Origin of the sequence: Candidatus Brocadia sp. (genome assembly GCA_021646415.1) — a bacterium.
Taxonomy (GTDB): Bacteria; Planctomycetota; Brocadiia; order Brocadiales; family Brocadiaceae; genus Brocadia.
In genome coordinates, this window is record SOEU01000029.1 from 1 (window position 1) to 19,914 (window position 19,914).

General features: G+C 40.7%; 18 protein-coding genes. 17 read left to right on the forward strand and 1 reads right to left on the reverse strand.

Going from position 1 to position 19,914, the window contains the following annotated elements; genetic code table 11:
* Positions 1-337: 337 nt before the first annotated feature.
* From E3K36_15815 to E3K36_15875, 13 genes are all read left to right on the forward strand, one after another.
* Positions 338-1,861 (forward strand): polysaccharide biosynthesis protein, encoded by a 1,524-nt coding sequence (locus tag E3K36_15815; protein MCF6156660.1) that lies wholly within the window; start codon positions 338-340, stop codon positions 1,859-1,861.
* Positions 1,861-2,871 carry a methyltransferase domain-containing protein gene (locus E3K36_15820; protein ID MCF6156661.1) on the forward strand — a complete coding sequence of 337 codons (1,011 nt, stop codon included), beginning with the start codon at positions 1,861-1,863 and terminating at the stop codon, positions 2,869-2,871. The genes E3K36_15815 and E3K36_15820 overlap by 1 nt, the downstream gene beginning before the upstream one ends.
* A 13-nt stretch (positions 2,872-2,884) precedes the next feature.
* Positions 2,885-4,261: a hypothetical protein gene (locus tag E3K36_15825; protein ID MCF6156662.1), complete on the forward strand. Its 1,377-nt coding sequence runs from the start codon at positions 2,885-2,887 to the stop codon at positions 4,259-4,261.
* Positions 4,222-5,481 (forward strand): polysaccharide pyruvyl transferase family protein, encoded by a 1,260-nt coding sequence (locus E3K36_15830; protein ID MCF6156663.1) that lies wholly within the window; start codon positions 4,222-4,224, stop codon positions 5,479-5,481. Before E3K36_15825 ends, E3K36_15830 begins: the two co-directional genes overlap by 40 nt.
* 98 nt (positions 5,482-5,579) lie before the next feature.
* Positions 5,580-6,692, forward strand: a complete 1,113-nt coding sequence (locus E3K36_15835) for a UDP-N-acetylglucosamine 2-epimerase (non-hydrolyzing) (protein ID MCF6156664.1) — start codon at positions 5,580-5,582, stop codon at positions 6,690-6,692.
* A gap of 144 nt (positions 6,693-6,836) precedes the next feature.
* Positions 6,837-7,241, forward strand: a complete 405-nt coding sequence (locus tag E3K36_15840; GenBank protein MCF6156665.1) for an endonuclease domain-containing protein — start codon at positions 6,837-6,839, stop codon at positions 7,239-7,241.
* The gene (locus E3K36_15845; protein MCF6156666.1) at positions 7,238-8,410 is read left to right on the forward strand and encodes a glycosyltransferase family 1 protein; all 1,173 of its coding nucleotides are present in this window, start codon (positions 7,238-7,240) and stop codon (positions 8,408-8,410) included. Before E3K36_15840 ends, E3K36_15845 begins: the two co-directional genes overlap by 4 nt.
* Before the next feature lie 54 nt (positions 8,411-8,464).
* On the forward strand, positions 8,465-9,823 hold the full coding sequence (locus tag E3K36_15850; protein ID MCF6156667.1) for an O-antigen ligase domain-containing protein: 1,359 nt from the start codon (positions 8,465-8,467) through the stop codon (positions 9,821-9,823).
* Between the two features lie 6 nt (positions 9,824-9,829).
* Positions 9,830-10,963 carry a glycosyltransferase gene (locus E3K36_15855; protein ID MCF6156668.1) on the forward strand — a complete coding sequence of 378 codons (1,134 nt, stop codon included), beginning with the start codon at positions 9,830-9,832 and terminating at the stop codon, positions 10,961-10,963.
* Entirely contained in the window at positions 10,960-12,162 is a 1,203-nt protein-coding gene (locus E3K36_15860) for a glycosyltransferase family 1 protein (protein MCF6156669.1), read from the forward strand. The genes E3K36_15855 and E3K36_15860 overlap by 4 nt, the downstream gene beginning before the upstream one ends.
* 252 nt (positions 12,163-12,414) lie before the next feature.
* The gene (locus E3K36_15865; GenBank protein ID MCF6156670.1) at positions 12,415-14,610 is read left to right on the forward strand and encodes a DUF4091 domain-containing protein; all 2,196 of its coding nucleotides are present in this window, start codon (positions 12,415-12,417) and stop codon (positions 14,608-14,610) included.
* Between the two features lie 18 nt (positions 14,611-14,628).
* Positions 14,629-15,363 carry a class I SAM-dependent methyltransferase gene (locus E3K36_15870; GenBank protein ID MCF6156671.1) on the forward strand — a complete coding sequence of 245 codons (735 nt, stop codon included), beginning with the start codon at positions 14,629-14,631 and terminating at the stop codon, positions 15,361-15,363.
* Positions 15,364-15,456: 93 nt separating this feature from the next.
* A complete protein-coding gene (locus E3K36_15875) occupies positions 15,457-16,470 on the forward strand; it encodes a glycosyltransferase family 2 protein (protein MCF6156672.1) in 1,014 nt (337 codons plus the stop codon).
* A gap of 110 nt (positions 16,471-16,580) precedes the next feature.
* On the opposite strand, the gene ltrA is transcribed toward E3K36_15875, so the two are convergent.
* Entirely contained in the window at positions 16,581-17,600 is a 1,020-nt protein-coding gene (gene ltrA, locus E3K36_15880) for a group II intron reverse transcriptase/maturase (protein MCF6156673.1), read from the reverse strand.
* Positions 17,601-18,059: 459 nt separating this feature from the next.
* On the opposite strand from ltrA, the gene E3K36_15885 reads away from it, so the two are divergent.
* From E3K36_15885 to E3K36_15900, 4 genes are all read left to right on the forward strand, one after another.
* The gene (locus tag E3K36_15885) at positions 18,060-18,290 is read left to right on the forward strand and encodes a DUF433 domain-containing protein (GenBank protein ID MCF6156674.1); all 231 of its coding nucleotides are present in this window, start codon (positions 18,060-18,062) and stop codon (positions 18,288-18,290) included.
* Positions 18,287-18,670 carry a hypothetical protein gene (locus tag E3K36_15890; protein ID MCF6156675.1) on the forward strand — a complete coding sequence of 128 codons (384 nt, stop codon included), beginning with the start codon at positions 18,287-18,289 and terminating at the stop codon, positions 18,668-18,670. The genes E3K36_15885 and E3K36_15890 overlap by 4 nt, the downstream gene beginning before the upstream one ends.
* Positions 18,671-19,121: 451 nt before the next feature.
* Positions 19,122-19,364, forward strand: a complete 243-nt coding sequence (locus E3K36_15895; protein ID MCF6156676.1) for a hypothetical protein — start codon at positions 19,122-19,124, stop codon at positions 19,362-19,364.
* Complete coding sequence (locus tag E3K36_15900; GenBank protein ID MCF6156677.1) at positions 19,354-19,860, forward strand: PIN domain-containing protein; 507 nt, start codon at positions 19,354-19,356, stop codon at positions 19,858-19,860. The genes E3K36_15895 and E3K36_15900 overlap by 11 nt, the downstream gene beginning before the upstream one ends.
* Positions 19,861-19,914 lie beyond the last annotated feature (54 nt).

The window sequence follows — 19,914 nt, forward strand, 5'->3', positions numbered from 1 at the left end:
TGTGATATCGATAGTCACTTATCATATTATTTCAGCTTGAAACAACTCGCTTTTGAAAAATAGTGCCTGCTAGGGTTTCTTTTTCAAACTTTTTTGTCAAAGAACAGTTTCATTTGGCACAGTCTGACAGCTTGTCCGTGCCACCCCGTTAGATTATGGTGAGTCTGTATCAAGTTTATAAATCACAAATTGCGAGCCTCTTGATATAGAAATATACAGACACAGATATGCTTGCCAGCTTGTAAGCCTGCAAGCTTGTCAGCTTGCATTAAAGGAAATGATAATTGAATAAGGAAGGCTTGTTTCATCAATCTATTTATCTTAGGTGTAAACATACATGCTATCCATAGGAATTAAGAAGGCAATATACACCTGCTGCCCGGATTTTTTGCATCCGGTTCTCAATCGTGTGAAGGCATCTGAGATTGGCTATCGTCTGGCAAAAGGCGTTTTCTGGTCAACTGCCGGAGCAGTGATTTCAAGGGGTCTGATGCTAGCCGCATCTATCCTCGTTGCCAGAATATTAGGGAAAACTGACTATGGTGAACTGGGAATAATCCAGTCAACGGTGGGCATGTTCGGTATCTTTGCCGGGTTTGGGATGGGATTAACCGCCACCAAACACGTAGCAGAGTTTCGTAAGAGCGATCCTGAAAAAGCCGGAAGGATTATTGGGCTTTCCGGATTGTTTACTCTGATTACTGGTGGGCTTATGGCTGCCGGGCTGGCTCTGTGCGCCCCCTGGCTTGCCGAGCATACCCTTAATGCCCCGCACCTTGCAGGCATGCTTCGTATTGGTGCTTTCATTCTTTTCATCAGTGCGCTGAATGGGGCGCAGACCGGGGCATTATCTGGTTTTGAGGCATTTCGTACCATCGCCTATGTCAACCTTGTTGTTGGTCTGATCTCGTTCCCTATCCTTGTAGGAGGAACGTATTATGCCGGCCTCACAGGCGCCGTTTGGGCCCTGGTTATCAATCTTGGTTTCAATTGGCTTTTAAACCATCTGGCGTTGCGAAAAGAAGCACGACGATATGGTGTTCCTTTCACCTTTAAGGAATGCAGACGTGAGTTGCCTGTTCTGTGGAGGTTCAGTCTTCCAGCAGTCCTCAGTGGTGCCATGGTTGGTCCTACAACTTGGGCTTGTAACGCACTGCTCGTTAACCAACCGGACGGATACAGTGAGATGGGGATATTTACTGCAACCCTCGTTTTCCAAAATCTGTTAGTATTTGTCAGCGGAATGTTGAACGCTCCCTTACTGTCAATGATTTCCAATGCCGGAGTAAATATATCCGAAAAACTGGGGACTGTGAATATTCTCTCTACGTGGATACTTGGGGTAATAGTTGCTATACCATTATTGTGTTTTCCCGAAATAATACAAACGTTATTCGGCGCTAATTTTGATACCCGTAGTTTCACGATAACTTTTTCCATTGTTGTTTTTTATACGTCTGTTATGCTTTATAAGGCTGGGCTTGCGAGAGTTCTGGTGTCCAAGAACCTCCTTTGGTGGGGTCTCTTCAGTAATATTATTTGGGCGACTATCCTTATTGTTTCTGCAGCATTCTTTATGCGTTGGGGAGCGGCTGGTTTATCAATGTCATTTGCCATTGCGTATGTGTTGAACACATTCATTCTTCTTCCACTGTACTACTCAAGAAATCTGGTACCAAAAGGAACGCTGTTTTCATTCGAATCGGTAATAATATGGAGCATTCTTGTTGTTTTAGTATACTTGAATATTGCCAATGTACCGTTGCGGTTTCGCGCTATGGCGTTTGCACCATGCCTTGTGATTTCGGGAGTTGTTTTTCGCAGACTCATAGGGATGGCTTTTGAAAGGAGGCTTAGATAATGAATTCTGAACTGTTAGAGATCCTTTGTTGCCCGCTTTGTTATGGTGATGTTGTAGAAAATAGCAGGAGCCTGCACTGTAAATTGTGCGCCCATGAGTATCCCTTACTGGATGGAATTCCTGATATGAGGGTATATGAATCAAAAAGTTACACAAACGAGTTCAATAAAGAACAAGCAATTTATGAATCTGTACTACACGACCAAGAAGCCGAATCCGATTATGAAAAAAACGTTATTAGAACCTTTGGCACCAAGACAAGGTTGATGGTCACGCATTGGGCTGATGAAATAACATCAGCAGTTACCCCCCCCCCCGCAATTCTCGATTATGGATGTGGGACGGGTCAAGTGAGTCGCGTCATGACTCATTATATTAAACCACTTTTTGCTTTTGATATATCCGAACAAAGTCTTCGCAAGTGCATGCGAGAGAATGGTGTTCTGGGAGTTTTGGCAAATTCTCTTTATCTTCCATTCAAGAAAAATGCATTTAAAATTGTCTGCATAAATGGTGTATTGCATCACATTGTAGATCTTGAAAGAGCGGTTCGTGAATTGGCACGAGTTACTGAGGAAACGATATATATATCAGAAGGCATCCCAAGAGGAAGACCCTCTTTTGCCAAGATAACAATCTATCCAGGACTTAAACGGAAAACTGCGTATTTCTGCTACTTAGTGCTTTATTGGTTTTATATTTGTGTAGGTATAGGGAAAAGGTTAGGAAAGAAATTGACAACTATACTTTTTTGTTTAAGCCAAAATCATACATCACTTCATGGTAGTAAATATGAACGACCACTAAATGTTTCAGAAGTAGAATCACTTATGATAAAAAACGGATTTAAACGGAATAGATTGCTTTACTATACAAATATTGATATTCCTGGCGATGGAGCTTTTAAGAATCTGTTAACCAAAATTCTAGTCAATGAAATTGTAGGTACACATTTTGACCTAAGAATGGATAAGGATTTTACCAACTGCGTGGAATCCACTTTATGTTAGGACAGTCACAAACATGCTCAATGTAGTACGAAATGTTGTACAAAAAGATCTTTGCTCTGGTTGTGGTGTTTGCGCTGGTGTATGCCCAACTGATGCTCTTTCGATGAAGATTCAGGAAAACGGAGATCTTACACCATCTGTGGATGTTGTATTGTGTAGGGACAAATGTCATATGTGTCTGGATATCTGCCCTTTTTCTCAAGGACTTTATAACCCACGCGAGAGAAATACAGAATTATTTAATCTTACCTCCGACACAAAGTACGATGCTGATATTGGCTGGTTTTCTGATTGCTTCGTAGGATACAGGAGAGATGAAACACTTCGCAAAAACAGCTCTTCAGGTGGCTTAGCAACATGGTGCCTAGAAGGGCTTCTCAAAAGAGGACTTGTTACATGTGTAGCGGTAACTCGAATTGCTCGAAATAAAGATAAAGGCTTTTTTGAGTTCTACGCTGCTTCATCTGTTGATGAACTACGACAATCTGCCGGAAGTATTTATCATCCGGTGGAATTGTCTGAGATTGTAAAAGAAATAACTGCTGATAGAAGTAAACGATGGGCTATCATAGGAGTTCCCTGTTTGTGCACTGCGATTCGCAATAGTGTACAATTGAAGAAAACAGTGCCTTTTGTTCTCGGCCTAGCATGTGGTATGTATCAAAATACTTATTATACAGAATTTCTGCTTTCCAAAAGCGGTGTGAATCGTACTAACATAAAAAAAATTGAGTACCGGCGAAAATCGGATGGTGGACCGCCATCCGATTATCGGTTCCGCGGAACCGATAATCGAGGAACAGGAAAAGAGGTACCGTATCGGGGTTTGCCTTTCTACCTTGGCAAAAACGCATATTTTCGCCTGAATGCCTGTAATTCTTGTATGGACGTTTTCTCGGAGATGGCAGACGCATGCTTTATGGACGCATGGTTGCCTGCTTATTATCAGGAACCGAAAGGTACCTCGCTGGTTGTAGTAAGAAACAGGAACTTGATTGAACTGCTCCGGGAAGGACAGATTAGGGGCGAAATATCGATTGATAAGATTTGCCCAGAGGAAGTGGTAGAAAGTCAACGGGGGCATGTCAGGCGTAAACGAGAACTGATCTATATGCGCCGTGGAATGCGCGAACCAGATGATACAGGACGAGCAAAACCCACGGCCATGGAGAAAATCATTTGGTTATTACAGAGGCACGCCCAGAATAGGAGTAAGAGGGCATGGGTAAAGTACGGACGCAAATACGGACGATTGGCATTTTGGCTTGCAATAGTTGATGTACTCTTTATGCAGAGTATTACAACTATTGTATGGAAGGCAAACCAATTGCCAGGTAGGTTGATTCGAAAATATCGAGACATTTTATCTCGGATGAAAGGCAAGGAGTGAGCGCGAAATCACCAAGGGTACTTTTGATCGGCATCGGCGGCGTGTATAATTACGGTTGTGAGGCTATCGTACGGGGTACAGAAGCAATAATTCGGAAAGAATATCCTGAGGCTGACATCGTTTATGCCTCTAAACGTCCCTCTGATGACCAAAGAAGATTGGAGGGTTCAAAAGTGCAAATTATTCAAAGAGGGATGCTTAGTCGTTATTCTGTAAAAAACATTTGCAGGAAATTACTTTCTTTATGCGATATCAGATGGTCTCCCATGGAAGATTCTTTGAAGTTGCTTAAGAATGTAGATACCGTTTTATCAATAGGGGGAGATATTTATACACTTCATCCTAAAGGTAATTATTCTTTGTCACTTCCAAAGTTTGGTAATGCTGCGCAGAAACGAGGAGTGCCATACGTCCTGTGGGGTGCTTCAGTAGGTCCCTTCTCAGATAATCCAAGAGCCGAAATGGTATTTGCAAGACATCTAAAAAAGCTGAGTCTAATCACTGCTCGTGAATCTGCTACTGTTGAATATTTACGGACTTTGGGGGTTCGTGATAATGTTGTTCCCTGCGCCGACCCGGCCTTTTTGATTGCATCTGAGATTAAGGCAAGTCATACACAGCAATGTAATGGCTTAACTATTGGTATTAATCTCAGTCCCTTATCAACTCGCTATACCAAATATTCCCTGGAAGATTCCATTCAAATGCAAGCGAATACAATACAAGGCATTATAAAAACGTTCAATGCACGCATTATATTGATTCCACATGTTGTGTGTAATTTTAACGAGAACGATGATGATCTCCGATACTTGCAGAGAGTCAAGGGAGCAATTGAGCCTGGATATCAGGATAAAATTAAGCTTTTGGACTCCGACGCGGGATTTGTTGGGGTCAAGAAAGAATTAGTCAAATGTGACTTGGTTGTAGCGGCGCGAATGCATTGTGCGATTAATGCGCTCGCCGCCCATGTTCCTACAATTCTGGTCTCATACAGCCGCAAGGCCGTAGGTATGTGTCGATATGTGTACAATAATAGTGATTGGGTCGTTTCTTTGGATGAATTCTTACCTGATAACATCTCGTGGAAGGTAACCAGACTGATTGATCAAATAGAGAAAACACGTGGCTATTTGGCAAAGCGTATCCCAGAGATTCAGCAGGATGCATACAGACCAGTGCAAATATTGAAGGAAATGTTAGAAGGAAGGCGTGGGTAGAAGAATCTTTATAATTGGCGGTGAATGTAACGTTTTTGTGAGAAAATAAGGCATTTTCTTAACCATAAGGCCTGATTAAACAAAGAAAATTATTAGCTATGCTTACCGTCTTATCTATTTTTGGCACCCGTCCTGAAGCCATTAAGATGGCGCCGGTTATAAAGGAACTGGAAAAACACCCTGATAGATTTCGCTCCCTTGTTTGTGTTACTGCTCAACACCGGCAGATGTTGGATCAGGTGCTAGACCTGTTCGGCATTGTCCCGGATTTTGATCTAGACCTTATGCAGGAGAATCAGACGTTATCCCAATTAACTGCCAGGGTTTTAACCTCCCTGGAGTCTGTGTTGCGTGAGGTAAAACCAGACTGGATTTTAGTGCAGGGCGATACCACAACAACCATGGCTGCAAGCATGGCAGCTTTTTATCACGGGATACGTGTGGGGCATGTCGAAGCCGGCCTCAGAACAAATAATAAGCACGCCCCATTCCCTGAAGAAATTAATCGCCGCGTTACTTCGGTAATTGCCGATCTGCACTTTGCGCCAACAAACAGGGCACGGCAGGCGTTATTGTCAGAAGGTATTCCGCAAAATAAAATCTGTGTTACCGGTAACACCGTCATTGATGCCCTATTGTGGGTAAGGCAGGAAGTGAGTAAAAATCTACCTCATATCCCATCTGATTTAAAAAATGCCCTCAATGGGAAAAAGATGATCCTTGTTACCGGGCACAGGAGGGAAAGCTTTGGCAAGGCTTTTGAGCAGATATGCCTCGCCATTCGCGATTTGGCTTCCCTTCATCCCGATGTTTGCATTGTGTACCCCGTTCATTTAAATCCTAACGTAAAAGAGCCTGTACACAGGATTTTAGGAAACGTGGATCGGATACATTTAATAGAACCCTTGCCCTATGCTTCTTTTGTTTGGCTAATGGATCATGCATATGCAATCCTGACCGACTCTGGTGGCATTCAGGAAGAAGCCCCATCTTTGGGTAAGCCGGTTTTCGTAATGCGGGAAGTGACAGAAAGGCCAGAAGGCATTTATGCCGGATGTGTTGCTTTAGTAGGAACGGATAAAGACAAAATCGTTGCAAGTGTCAGTACCCTTTTAAGGAACGAAGAAATGTACAAAGCAATGTCAGAGGCGAAAAATCCTTATGGTGACGGAAAAGCAGCGGCACGCATTGTGGAGGCGCTGTTTTCATGATTGCACCTTTAAGATTACGAATAAAAGAGTTCCAAAAATTAATTGTGTCGGAATTTTCGCTTTATTTGTGCTGATTCTTGGTAGTGGCAGACAAAAAATCCCCCTTAGAAAAGGGGGCGTAGGGGGTTGTAAAATAGCGCTATTATGAAGATTTACTATAATCAGAAGCTAAAATTCCTCTCAAGAGAACTCAGAAAAAAAAGTACTTTATCAGAGGTCTTGCTTTGGAATAAATTGAAAGCACGAAAGATAAAAGGATATCAATTCATGCGGCAAAAGCCAATCGGTAAGTATATCGTAGATTTCTACTGCAGTAAGTTGAAATTGGTAATTGAAATTGATGGTATCAGTCATAACGACAAATCTGAGAAAGATCGGGCAAGGCAGAAGCAATTAGAGTCGTTGGGGCTGTCTCTGTTACGGTTTTATGAATGGGATGTAAAAAAAGATATGAATGCTGTAGTGCAGGTAATCGAATCCTGGATTGAAGAATTTGAGAAAAAACACAACCCCCTGAATCCCCCTTTGGGTAAGGGGGACTTAAAATGAAAGTAGCATTTATTTACAACAGATTGTTTGACCACGATGGCGAAGAACAACTCATTGGCGGAATTGAGACGTATCTTTTACACCTCGGAGCGCTTTGTTCGAAAATGGGATGGAATCCGGTCGTATTTCAGTTTGCCAACAAACCCTTCAAAAGGACGATCGATGCCTTGGAAATCGTTGGTGTGCCGGTTGCTGGTTTTAATCGGTCTTCTCTCCTTGCCCCACTCACATTTAAATCAAAAATACTTGAGTTGTTCATGGCAGCAACAAGGGAAATAAATGTAACGAAAGATCTCATTGTTTTTGGTGCTGACCATTTCAGTGTAAAGACTGATAATAAAAGGTGTATCGCTATCCAGCATGGGGTATCCTGGGATCTCCCTACTCGATACCTGACCGGCAAAAAAATATTTGAATCCGGCTGGGGCGCTAGGCTCGGAAAATGGTTTTTTGTTCGTTCAGCGATGAGGGACTTTGAAAATTGCCCAAACCGTGTGTGTGTTGATTACAATTTTCTTAACTGGTATAGGACAACGCTGGGAGTGGAGACAAAGGGAAAGATATGGGTAATCCCAAACTTTACGTCATCTATAGCAAGCGTTGACCAGATAAACTCCAGAAGTCAAACCGTCGATACTATCCGGATATTATTTGCCAGACGTTTTACTTCTTATCGGGGTGTTCACATTATGGCTCAAACTGCGAAAGAGATTCTTCGGCGCTACGCCAACGTCTATTTTACTTTTGCAGGTGAAGGCCCTGAAGGAACATGGTTAAAAGAACAGTTTTCTGATGAGAAGAGAGTCGTATTTACCAGGTACCTTCCTCATGAGGTCTTAGACATTCACTTAAGCCATGATATTGCCGTTGTCCCATCGATTGCGTCAGAAGGTACCTCCCTATCTGTGGCTGAGGCCATGGGCGCTGGTTGTGCGGTGGTGGCTACTGCAGTAGGCGGAATTACGAATATGATCATTAACGGTTACAACGGTATTTTGGTAATGCCGGATGTTGCTTCACTAATAGATGGATTAGAACTACTGATAAAAAACTTTGAGTTAAGAATGCAGATCATGAAAAGGGCATATGAGACGGCAAAAGAAGCCTTTGGATTGGAGATTTGGGAAGAAAGATGGAAAAAAGTACTTTTTGAAGTGGCAGATTATTAAGCGTCCTTTATGAGAGAAAGAACATTTGAAAATGTTTCTTTAATAATTTAAAAAATGTTACGTATCCAGCAATCTAATATAGTTCTCTATTTTAGTTTTATTTTACTGGCGTTATTTTTTGCCGGAACTATACTATTTTTAAAACCCACTTATTTTATAGCCCTCGTGGGGATATTGGTGGCTCTCCCTCTTGTTGTTCTATATCCTGGAGTGGGTCTTGTTTTTTACGCTACTTCTCTTGGTTTTGTTGATCCAATCTTTGATAGCTTAGGTGTGCCTTCAGGATTAAGGGCATTACCTATCGCCTCGTTGTTAGTCATCCTGCTGGTATTTTTTATCATAAGAGAGAAAAAAGGCCTTACATTAGGCGGCGTACATTTTGTTGGAATAGGTATTGGAATTATCTTATTTACTGGATTATTGTGGACACGTTCTCCGAATTACGGTATGTGGAAGGTCCAGGCATATATGCTTTATAGCTTATTGCTTTTGTTAGGTACAGCGTTGTTTGTGGGTGAGCGTGAAAGACTAAAGAGGATAATATATACAGCCGCCTTTTTGGGTGTAGTATTTTCGTTCATGGGTTTGTACACAATAAGCGCCGGAGAGATGCAGAAATGGGGTCGTTTAACCATAGGGAGTTTCGATCCGATTTGGCTGGCCAGGGGGATGGGGGTATTTTCCCTTGCCTTGCTTATGTTGTTTGAAATTACTCGCTCACAAATTATGAAAATATTCCTTCTTACCTTCCTTTTTTGTTTGATGTTTCTTATATTGAGTACCGCATCGAGGGGGCCCACCTTTTCTCTATTTCTCACCCTTCTCTTTTACTTCCTGTTTTTTTTTAAAAAACCTCTTGTTCAAAAGGTCGTTTTTATTGCTATCGTGGGCATTATTATCTGTGTTGCCTTTATATACATGCCTCAGGAAGTTCGAGATCGTTATAACTTCTTCACGTTCTCTGCATCAGAGCAAGGAACAGATTATACTACGGGCCGAATGCCACTTTTCACTTCGGCATTTCATGCATGTAAATCACATCCTTTACTTGGTTTGGGTACGGGTGGGTTTTCGTCATATTATTCTTTAGTTGATGCCAGACAGTATCCCCATAACCTTTTTCTAGAGATGGGGTCTGAGCTTGGTATCCTGGGTTTGGGCTTGATTATATGCTTTCTATGCTTAAATTTCAGGATGATTTTTAGTATCTTTAGAAAACATCGCAGAATTACCCAAGATAATTTTCCCCTTGTCTGGGGCGCCCTTATTTTTTTCTTTGAGTTCTGCAGTTCAATGGTCAGCGGTGATTTGATGGCCAATAAACTATTATTTCTTGGCTCAGGCTTTATGTGGACTGCTTACATGACGGATAAAGTGAAGGAACGAACCGAAGGTTTGAAAGGTGGAAGGTAAAGATTTATGGATCTCAAAAGGCGGTTTTTTTACCTGGGTTCTCGCCCCCACGAGGAAAAGACTGGCGGGGTTAAATATATGAATGAGGTAATTGATTATCTAAAAGGACATGTTGGCCTTGTAATCTGGGACCCTGAGGATTCTCAAACATTTGGAACAAGGGTTAACAGGATTGGTTTCCAGCCGCTTCTGTCTCTGATTCAATCTAATATATGGGGAATTAAAAAATTGAAGGGGATGGGTAAGGGTGAAATTATAATTATGAATTCGTATCTGAGACACAGGTTCCTGTTTTTTGCCTTGTATGCCAGATATAGAAAAAAAAGTCAGCTTATCATCTTTGTGAATGCAATCTATCATCATTCCTTGGGAAGTTCATTCTTAAACGGGCTTGACAGATTCATTACGCGCTTGCTTCTTAGGTCAGCAGTCCTTATTATTGCAAACAGTAATTCTACGAAAGAAGAACTTCAGGCTCTTGGTATTGAAGATAAGAAAATTCAGGTCATCTATCCACGGTTGGATATGCCTCCGAGTAATAACGTACAAGTAAGGAAAGATACGGGTGCCTTTCATATCCTCTTTATTGGATACTGCGAGCCTTTTAAAGAACTTCATGTACTCGTCAACGCCATTGGAAAATTAAAGAGGATTCCCCTTTGTTTACACATAATAGGTGATTATCAAGGTGATCCGGGGTATGTAAAGAAGATAAGGGGGATAATCACAAATTTTGGCATTGAGGAAAAAGTAGTTTTTCATGGAAGAATGGGGAGAAAGGAATTGTCTGTCTGGTTTATGAAAGCAGACCTCTTTGTTTCGCCCTCAAGGGGAGAAGGGTACGGAAGGGTACTGGCTGAGGCAATGTATTTTGGTCTTCCCGTAATCGGCGCGGATAGAGGGGCATCAAAGGAGCTTATAGAGCACGATATAAATGGTTTTCTCTTTGAAAGCGGGAGTGATGAATCACTAGCGTCATTCATTTTACTACTATATAAAAACGCGGAGTTGAGAAAACAGTTTGGCGAGAAGGGTAAAGCATTGATACATAAAAAGGCCAACTATGACCAAAACCTGGGGCAACAGTTTTATGCTATCTTAGGAAACAATAATATTATCACAAAAAACAACTCATTATGAATATCTTAATCGTAGCTGAGGGCCGTTTCCCGGATTTTACGGGTGGGGCCGAACTTGTAATTCACCATCTTGGTAAACTTTTAGCCAAGCATGGTCATGTCATCCATACTGTTTCTCGCAAAGCAAAAGATTCGGATAAACCTGAAGCGGTTATTGATACTATCCGTGTGCATAGATTCTCTGCTCCCAGCGTAGGAACCTCTCTTCATAAACTCTATCCACTCTTTAGTTTCTGGGGAGCGAGAAAACAATTCCTTAAACTCGCAAAAGACATTTCCTTTGATGTTATTGTCTTTAATCAACCATTTCCCGCGCTCGGTGTTTTGTCCTGTTCAGAGAATAAGAATGTCAAAAAAATATATATCTTTCATTCTTCAACGGTTGGAGAATATATGTCAGCAAAGAATCGGAAAAAATCATCTATTACCATTCCTGACAAAATAATCATTCACCTATTAACTAAAGTTGAACGCTATGTGCTGAAAAAAAGCCAGAGAATTGTAGTTTTAAGTAAATATATGCGTGATCAGGTTACGCATATCCACAGGGAAGACGAAAGGAGGATTGAAATCATTCCGGGCGGTGTTAACGGAGATATGTTTCAATCTCCTGAGACTGCCGAAGAAAGGATTAGGCTACGAGAGGCATTTAAGATACCCAAAGATGTGTTTGTACTATTTACCGCTAAAAGGTTATACGGCGGAATGGGGCTTGAAAGCCTGGTAGATATGGTGGAATTATTAGTAAACGACGGAAGAGAAAATGTGCTGCTATTCCTTGCAGGTGAGGGACCACTAAAAAAAGATTTAGAACAGAGAATACTGAAAAAGGGATTAAACACATGGATACGGTTGTTAGGAAATATTTCCCATGAAAACATAAAATCTTATTATCAAATGGCTGATTTGTATATTTCCACATGGCAACAAGAACCATTCGGCTTGGTTGCCCTTGAGGCTTTATCTTGTGGGCTACCCGTGTTAAGTTGTTCTGAAGGTGGAACTGCAGAAATAGTAAATGGATTATCCAAAGACCTCCTTTTTCAAGATTCAAGACCTGAAATAATGGCAGAAAAGATAAAATATTTCATAGATCATCCAGGCGATCTGCACGACATAAGGAATAAGTGCCGGAAATACGTGGTGGATAATTATACATGGGATATAGCTGCGAAAAGGTTCGAACAGCTTTTTGTTTAAATAAAAATATGACGAATGGTAAAAGCCGGGAAAAAAGATAACAATTGGGTTCTATGAAAAGATTTCATGAAAATAGCCGGTTAACGCGTGTACCACACACCCCTTACCCCTCAAGAGGGGAATAACACACCCCCAACCCCCTCTCAAGAGGGAGCAGAAAAAGTCCCCTCTCGGGAGGGGATGCAGGGGTGGGTCAATGTGTGTTTCTTTTGACGCCTTTTCAAAATATTACATTATAAAGAAAAAAACATTATGCATAGCAAAAGTAAGTTAATAATCGTTGGTATATCCCTTTTGATTTTTTTTCTGTGCTTAAAAACTGCGGCTTGCAGCGATAACCTTTTGCAAAATTCAGGTTTTGAACAAATTGATCGTAATGGAAAACCAATCGGATGGGGTGTCGGTTTGGGTAAAAATGGAAGGTTCAAAATTACGAATGAATGTTGTGAGGGTAAACAGGGTTTTTTCATGGAAAACTTTGCGTTAGGTGATGAAGTCACCATAGTCCAACATGTTCAGGTTAAGCCCCACACAGAGTATGTCTTCACTTTTATGGCGAAAGCAGATAGTATGCAGGAGTTGAAATATACGGTATTTGGAAAAACAAGTTACCATCCTGCGTATCCTTTCTGGCATGAGGTAAAGGAGGTATATAATTCCGGCGATCTGAACACTGCTAATATTATCATCACCTTGATCAATCGTGAGGGTATGAAGGCATGGATTGATAACGTATGTTTCGAGGAAATAAAGTATCCAAAGACCAGAGAGCAGGTGAAGGAAGAATGCCTTCAATATGCACGGGAGAAACTTTCTCTTGAGGATCCCGAATATGGAGTTGGTGTGGAGAGCCCTCTGGAGAAGGTCGTGTTGGATAGACCTTTTGCAGGAAACATCACGAATGTTGCCCAGATAGAATTAGGGAAAAACGAACACGAAGCTGTCCAAATCGTCCTGATTCCTATCAGGAAAGATCTTATAAATGTTACCGTTCATGCTGAAGATCTAAAGCTTAGGGGAGGGGATTTTACCATAAACAGCCGAAATGTTCGTGTATTCCCCCTGGGTTATGTGTATTGTGAAGGTTCACAACATCCAAGTATATATAAAGGCTGGATACCGGATATACTCCTAAAATTGGACTCTTTTCATGTAAAAAAGGACCAACTTCAACCTCTATGGGTGGATGTATATATACCTGAGGATGCCAAACCTGGTATCTATGAGGGAGATATCATAATTCGTCCTTCAAATTCCCACAATTTTCCGGTGAGATTGATCGTAAAGGTATTTGATCTGACACTTCCAGAAATAAGTCATTTTGAATTTACTGTGCCGCTTCAACCCGATGCTACCCACGAGATATACGGAATGCAGGCTTCTGATCGTCTAAAAGATTTTCGACTATTTATGGCAGAGAAAAGGGCGAATACGTTATCCATATGGGGTATCAGAAACTTTGGGGAAATAGAAGAACTTCTTCCTTTATGGAACAAGAGGTTCAATTTTTTTCATTTAGGAGGATATAAGGAGCGGTGGGGTAATGATAAAGATTTTAATGAGAAAGATAAAAAACTAACCCTCTCTGAGATGAATCCTGTCATTGAAAAGATAAAAAAAATGGGAGTTATGGATAAGGCTTATTTATTTGGGTATGATGAATTGCACTGGAATAAACCGCAAAGGTATAGAGAAATATTATTGCAAATGACAAATGCGTACGGATTCTTTAAAAAGGAATTTCCGGAACTCAAATTAGCCACAAACATAAAGGAAGTACGTCAGGAACTGGTAGGATTGGTAGATATCTGGATTCCACAGATTCAATTTCTGGAAATTAATCACAATGATTGGCTCAAACGAAAAAAAGAAGGCGACATTCTCTGGATGTACTGTGGCGCAAATCCATTTTCGCCGTATCCCCAGTTGTATCTTGATTATCCCTGCATATCTCAGCGAATCATTCCCTGGGTTGGCTGGAAATATGGAGCAACAGGTTTGATGTACTGGGCGGCTAATGCCTGGTGGCATATTATAAAAAGCGACCAATTCAAAAAGAAGGGATTGAATAACATGTATCAAAAGACCATGTGGTCTGATGACGTGTGGTCAGTTTATTCATCCGGAAAACATGCCGGTGGCGGATTGCTCATTTATCCAGGGCCTGATGGTCTGCCATTAAGTTCTGTGAGGTTGGAATGCTTAAGGGACGGGATCGAAGACTATGAGTATCTCTATATGCTCAATGAAAAGATACAGTTGCTTCATGAAAGGACAAAGGATAATCATCAATCCACAGAACTAAAAATTGCCCTGGATGAGGCCGGAAAACTTTTGGAACTAGCAGGAATTGTAGATAATGCACATACCTTTGTTCGAGAGAATAAAGATTTTTATCAATTCAGAAGCAAAATCATGCATCTGCTAGAAAAGATTTCAACAAAGTAGGTTGTGAGGATTGCTAATATGCATATTAACGAGGTGGATATTGTAAATAAATATCATCACTTAGTGTATATTGACAAAGACAATGTTCAAGCCAATCCAATAGTTTGGATCGAAGAAGAATTGATAAAGTACAAAGGTCAAAAAGTTCTTGATTTTGGTTGTGGTGACGGACGGCATCGGGAAATGATAAAAAAAGCCGATGGTAATTGGGTAGGGGTTGATTTGTTAAGTTCACCAGAAGTTGATAAAATGAAAGATAATTCTGGCCTTAGAGTAGCTTATGATGGAAACCGACTTCCTTTTAAAGACAAAAGCTTTGACATAATTTTTAGTTGCCAGGCATTGGAGCATGTTTATGATTTACAAACTGTTTTCAGAGAATTAGCGAGGGTCTGTAAAATAGGTGGAAAATTTATTGGCAGTACGTCTCACTTAGAGCCTTATCACAGTAATTCGTTTAGAAGTATAACACCGTACGGTCTTGAGAGAATTTTGGAAGAAACGGGTTTTAAGTTGGAAGGAATACGAGCTGGAATCGATTGCTTTTCTCTTATTTGTACTCGCATCTTTCCATATGTATTGCCAAACTGTTTGATGAATATATTGACTAGAATAATATGGTCTGAACGCGGTTCACCATTAAATCGTGTAATTAATTTGTGTGGAAGATTAAAAAGATTTGATCCAAAAACAGTTGAATGTATAAAGCTTTTATTTAGTGGACATATTGTTTTTAAAGCTGTACGAAGATAGAGGAATTTGTGGTTCTTTTTTCACTGTCCATAGAAATTGAAAGTAAAGATGGGGTGAATGAGGCCTTAAAATACTTGTAGAAATAACAAAAACATGAAAAATAACTGTCCCTTTGTTTCTGTCATCATCCCCATATTCAACGAAAAGAGGTATATCCGTCAATTATTGCACTCGTTATTGAAGCAGGATTATCCGAAAGATAGGCTTGAAATCCTTCTTATTGACGGTCGTTCGGAAGATGGCACGAGAGATGAAATCAATGAGATTATTGCCTCATCTCCGGAATTTTCTCACTTAAAAATTATTGTACTCGATAATTTCAAACGAATCGTTCCCTGTGCCTTAAATATTGGGATTAAGGACTCAAAGGGGGATTTTGTTATTCGTATGGATGCCCATTCGGCATATGCGCCTGATTATGTTAGCAAATGCGTTGAATGGCTGGAAAAGACGAACTCTGCAAATGTGGGTGGGCCGATGGTGGCCAATGGCAAAGGCTTTGTTGGCAAGGCTATTGAGTTTGCCCACCACTGCCGGTTTGGTTTGGGTGGTGGAAGGTTCCATGATGAACAGTGGGCTGGATATGCAGACACCGTCTATCTTGGCGCCTGGCCAAAAAGAATATTTGAGGAAGTAGGTTTGTTTGACGAACGTTTTACACGAACCGAGGATATCGAACTTAATTCAAGGATTCGAAAGGCAGGTAGAAAAATTTATCTAACACCTGAAATAAAGTCATATTACCACTGCCGGGATACTTTACGTGGATTGTGGCGGCAGAATTTTGCAAATGGGAAAGAAGTTGTTTATACAAAGATTGTTGCCCCGTATACACTATCGTGGAGACATTTTATCCCATTGATATTTGTTGTTTCTTTGATAGTGCCGATGGTGTTTTTTCCCTTTTCATTTTTAGCGACAATTGCATTCGTCCTCGTTGCCGGTAGTTATGCCTTGGCAAATCTCTTCTTCTCCTTCCGGCTGGCCTGTAAAAACGGCTTCAGATATCTGTTTACCCTGCCAGTTGTTTTTGCTACTCTTCATTTCAGTTACGGGCTTGGGTCGATCTGGGGATTGCTGACCTTGAAAAGATGGTTAAAAAAATAGTTATCTCGCCAAGCCGCTGAGTAGGCAAGGGGGAGTTTCACCCCCAAGCCTCTCACAGAACCGTACGTGACAGTCTCCCGTCATACGGCTCGTGTTATTCCTGATACGCTTCAACAGTACCCCATCTTCCAGTGATAAAACAACTCTGGGTAAGCTTGTCTTATCGAATTGAGTTTCACCACTGATTTCCGGTAACCAATCTTGTGCTTTTTACTGAGCCACTTGATTAGTCTCCTGTCTATCATCATCAATGTGTTTCTTAGGCTTCTTATGCTGTATTTACCATAATAAGCTATCCATCCTCGAAGTTTGGCTTTGAGTAGTTTAGCAATATCTGATATTTCTACCTGCGTGTTACCCCACAGTTTTACCTCTCGAATCACTTCACGGATTCTCTTTTGGTTGGATCGGCTTATCTCGGCTGCAAATGCTGTGAAACTCTTGCCATCTCTGTTGCTCTTTCTTGCTCTCGGCTGATAGCTGAATCCAAGAAATTCAAACTTGACCACTTCATGCCCTCCTTTACGTCTATAGTCCCTACAGTAAGCAATCCGTGTCTTTTCCTCTTTGATTTGCAGCTTTACTTCTGCCAGCCTCCGTTTTATCGCTTCCAGCACTTTTTCTGCCTCTGTTTTGCTCGTACAGTGTACCACTACGTCGTCTGCGTATCTCACAAAGCTCGCCTGTGGGTAGTGTTTGGATAGCCACACATCAAGCGTGAAGTGCAAATAGAGATTTGCAAGTAAAGGACTAATTACTCCTCCTTGTGGCGTCCCTTTTCCTGCTTTTTGTTGCAGTGTGCCATCTTGCTTTTGCACTGGCATCCCCAGCCATCTCTCTACATACATCTTCACCCATTTCTCTTCCATGACATGCTCCACTGCTTTTATCATCAGCACATGGTCTATTTCATCAAAGAACTTGCTTATATCCATATCTATCACCCAGTCCTGCCTGTAGCAGTTCTGTCTGACTTGTTCTATGGCCTGATGTGCGCTCTTCAATGGCCTATACCCATAAGAATTCTCATGGAAAAGTCGGTCTATCCTCTTTTCCATGTAGTCCTTCACTACTTGCTGCGCTATCCTGTCTCGTAGTGTCGGTATCCCTAATTTACGCAAAAGGTTGATGGGGTCAAATCTTTACAGGTTGTCCGAGAATTCACTTTTTCGTGATTGCTTGAGTCATAAGTCCTTGTAAATCAACATCTGAAATTTTATGATTTTGCATTCTCGGACAGCCTGTTTATCTTTGATAAACACACAACTCCTGATTTCACGCTAAGCCGCTAAGGGCGCAGAGACAGGCAGAGGCCGGATGTCAGATACCAGATAGCAGAAGACAGACGATGGACGACGGGGGATAGAGGGTAGATGGTTCGATTGCACTCACTACAGGCAGTTCGGCAGGCTCACTACAGGACTTAGGGCGTATGCCCCTCCCATTTCAACAGTTTTCACCGTTTCTTTCTTCATGCAGTTATGATATAATTTTTGGCACCTACTTGCGAAGGAAGCCTTCTCTATGCTTATCACCTCTTAAATATTAAGTAATTGCTTCTGTAAGTTTTTTATTTTATCAGGAGAATAATGATGGAAAGAATCACAGTTAATCCAAAGATACTTGGTGGGAAACCAATCATTAAAGGAACAAGAATTACGGTAGAGTTTATTCTAGAGCTCTTAGCATCAGATGTATCCGAAGAAGAGATATTAAAGGAATATCCTCATTTAACCGCTGAGGATATTCACGCTTGCTTACGCTATGCAGCCCGATCTTGTAAAAATGAGATTTATTTAGAGTTGGAAACTACCCCATGAAATTCTGTGAAATAAGGATTCTCGCAGACGAAAATATTTCCCCCAAAGTAGTTACTTTTCTAAGAGAGCGAGGCATTGATGTAATCGACTCAAAAGAACAAAACTGGTGTGGCAAGGAAGATGAAGAAATCCTTGAAATTGCATATAAAGAAAAACGATTTGTGCTTACACATGACTCTGACTTTGGAACACTTGCGATCAATGAGGGAAAGAGAAATTATGGAATTATTTATCTCAGACTAAGAAATGTTAATCCACGTAATGTAATAAAAGTACATGAACAACTTTTAGATTTGGATACATCAATTACTCCTGGAACGATTTTAGTAATTGAGGAAACGCGAATAAGAATAAGATATTCAGAACAAACCGGTAGTTAAGAAGGGTAACGAATAAATCTTTACAGGTTGTCCGAGAATGCAATATCTCTTGTGAGAGACGCTGGAGGAGTAAAAGGGGCAAATGTTGTAAGTCGGAGGTTTTAAGTCGTATGTCATAAGTCATAGGTCATAAGTTAAAAGACATAAGATATGACGTAGCATATACAACAGAGGACGTAGGACGTAAGACTTAGGACGTGTGACGTAAGACGCAAAACGTATGGTCGCTTGTTCGACTCGCTCACCACAGGCAGTTCGGCAAGCTCACTACGGGGTTTAGATGGTTCGACTGGGCTCACCACAGAGGTTCAGGGTTCACTGGATATGTACCCTATTTCAACAGCTTTTACCGTTTATTTCCCGATACCGTTATGGTACAATTTCCGGCATCTTTTAGAAAAAAGTAATCGGTTTTGCTTTAATATTTTGACCATTCAACAGAGGGGTTACAATGCAAAAGACAAAAAAGTTTTCTGAGAAAGAAATTTTAAACATATTCAAAATTCTTCCAGAAAATAAAAAAATAGAGGCTATGGATTTTCTGCAATTCTTGAATCAGAAATTTAAAAAAGAGAAAAAACACGATATTAAAAAAGCAGTATCAGCAGTTAAAAAAACCTGGGGAAGTATAAAATTAGATAAAAAAACCTTAAAATATATTGCTGAGGATAAAGAAATAGAGTATGACCTTTAACGACTTGAAGAAAGGAGATAGCATTTTTATCGATGCAAATATCTTTGTTTACAACTTTGGTGCACAATCAGCCGAATGTAAAGACCTCCTTTTGAAGTGTGCCAGAGGAGAACTTGTAGGATACACTTTAACCTCCATTTTGTCAGAAGTCTTGCATAGATTGATGATAGCAGAAGCTATAGAAAATGGGTATATTACAGACAAAAATCCCGTAAAGAAATTAAAAGAAAATCCTGAAATAATCAAGAAACTTACGATATATATCAATAATGTTGAAAAAATCATGGAGATGAATATAAACGTTGTCACTCTAACGACTGAATTGATAAAGAAGAGCTCTCATATTCGACAGACAGAAGGTCTTTTAACCAATGATTCCATAGTTGTTGCCGCAATAAAGAATTTAGGTTTATCAAACTTAGCGACTAACGACACAGACTTTGACCGTATACAGTGGCTTTCTGTATATAAACCATCTGATTTACAAACCATTTAAATATAGAAAGTGTTTTCCTTATCCTCCCGATTAATGAAAACAGTTGAAAATATA

What these genes read in the sequence shown, in the direction of transcription:
- E3K36_15815 (MCF6156660.1), top strand. Translation starts at nt 338, where the DNA reads ATGCTATCCATAGGAATTAAGAAGGCAATATACACCTGCTGCCCGGAT.
- E3K36_15820 (MCF6156661.1), top strand. Translation starts at nt 1,861, where the DNA reads ATGAATTCTGAACTGTTAGAGATCCTTTGTTGCCCGCTTTGTTATGGT.
- E3K36_15825 (MCF6156662.1), top strand. Translation starts at nt 2,885, where the DNA reads ATGCTCAATGTAGTACGAAATGTTGTACAAAAAGATCTTTGCTCTGGT.
- E3K36_15835 (MCF6156664.1), top strand. Translation starts at nt 5,580, where the DNA reads ATGCTTACCGTCTTATCTATTTTTGGCACCCGTCCTGAAGCCATTAAG.
- E3K36_15840 (MCF6156665.1), top strand. Translation starts at nt 6,837, where the DNA reads ATGAAGATTTACTATAATCAGAAGCTAAAATTCCTCTCAAGAGAACTC.
- E3K36_15845 (MCF6156666.1), top strand. Translation starts at nt 7,238, where the DNA reads ATGAAAGTAGCATTTATTTACAACAGATTGTTTGACCACGATGGCGAA.
- E3K36_15850 (MCF6156667.1), top strand. Translation starts at nt 8,465, where the DNA reads ATGTTACGTATCCAGCAATCTAATATAGTTCTCTATTTTAGTTTTATT.
- E3K36_15855 (MCF6156668.1), top strand. Translation starts at nt 9,830, where the DNA reads ATGGATCTCAAAAGGCGGTTTTTTTACCTGGGTTCTCGCCCCCACGAG.
- E3K36_15860 (MCF6156669.1), top strand. Translation starts at nt 10,960, where the DNA reads ATGAATATCTTAATCGTAGCTGAGGGCCGTTTCCCGGATTTTACGGGT.
- E3K36_15865 (MCF6156670.1), top strand. Translation starts at nt 12,415, where the DNA reads ATGCATAGCAAAAGTAAGTTAATAATCGTTGGTATATCCCTTTTGATT.
- E3K36_15870 (MCF6156671.1), top strand. Translation starts at nt 14,629, where the DNA reads ATGCATATTAACGAGGTGGATATTGTAAATAAATATCATCACTTAGTG.
- E3K36_15875 (MCF6156672.1), top strand. Translation starts at nt 15,457, where the DNA reads ATGAAAAATAACTGTCCCTTTGTTTCTGTCATCATCCCCATATTCAAC.
- E3K36_15885 (MCF6156674.1), top strand. Translation starts at nt 18,060, where the DNA reads ATGATGGAAAGAATCACAGTTAATCCAAAGATACTTGGTGGGAAACCA.
- E3K36_15890 (MCF6156675.1), top strand. Translation starts at nt 18,287, where the DNA reads ATGAAATTCTGTGAAATAAGGATTCTCGCAGACGAAAATATTTCCCCC.
- E3K36_15895 (MCF6156676.1), top strand. Translation starts at nt 19,122, where the DNA reads ATGCAAAAGACAAAAAAGTTTTCTGAGAAAGAAATTTTAAACATATTC.
- E3K36_15900 (MCF6156677.1), top strand. Translation starts at nt 19,354, where the DNA reads ATGACCTTTAACGACTTGAAGAAAGGAGATAGCATTTTTATCGATGCA.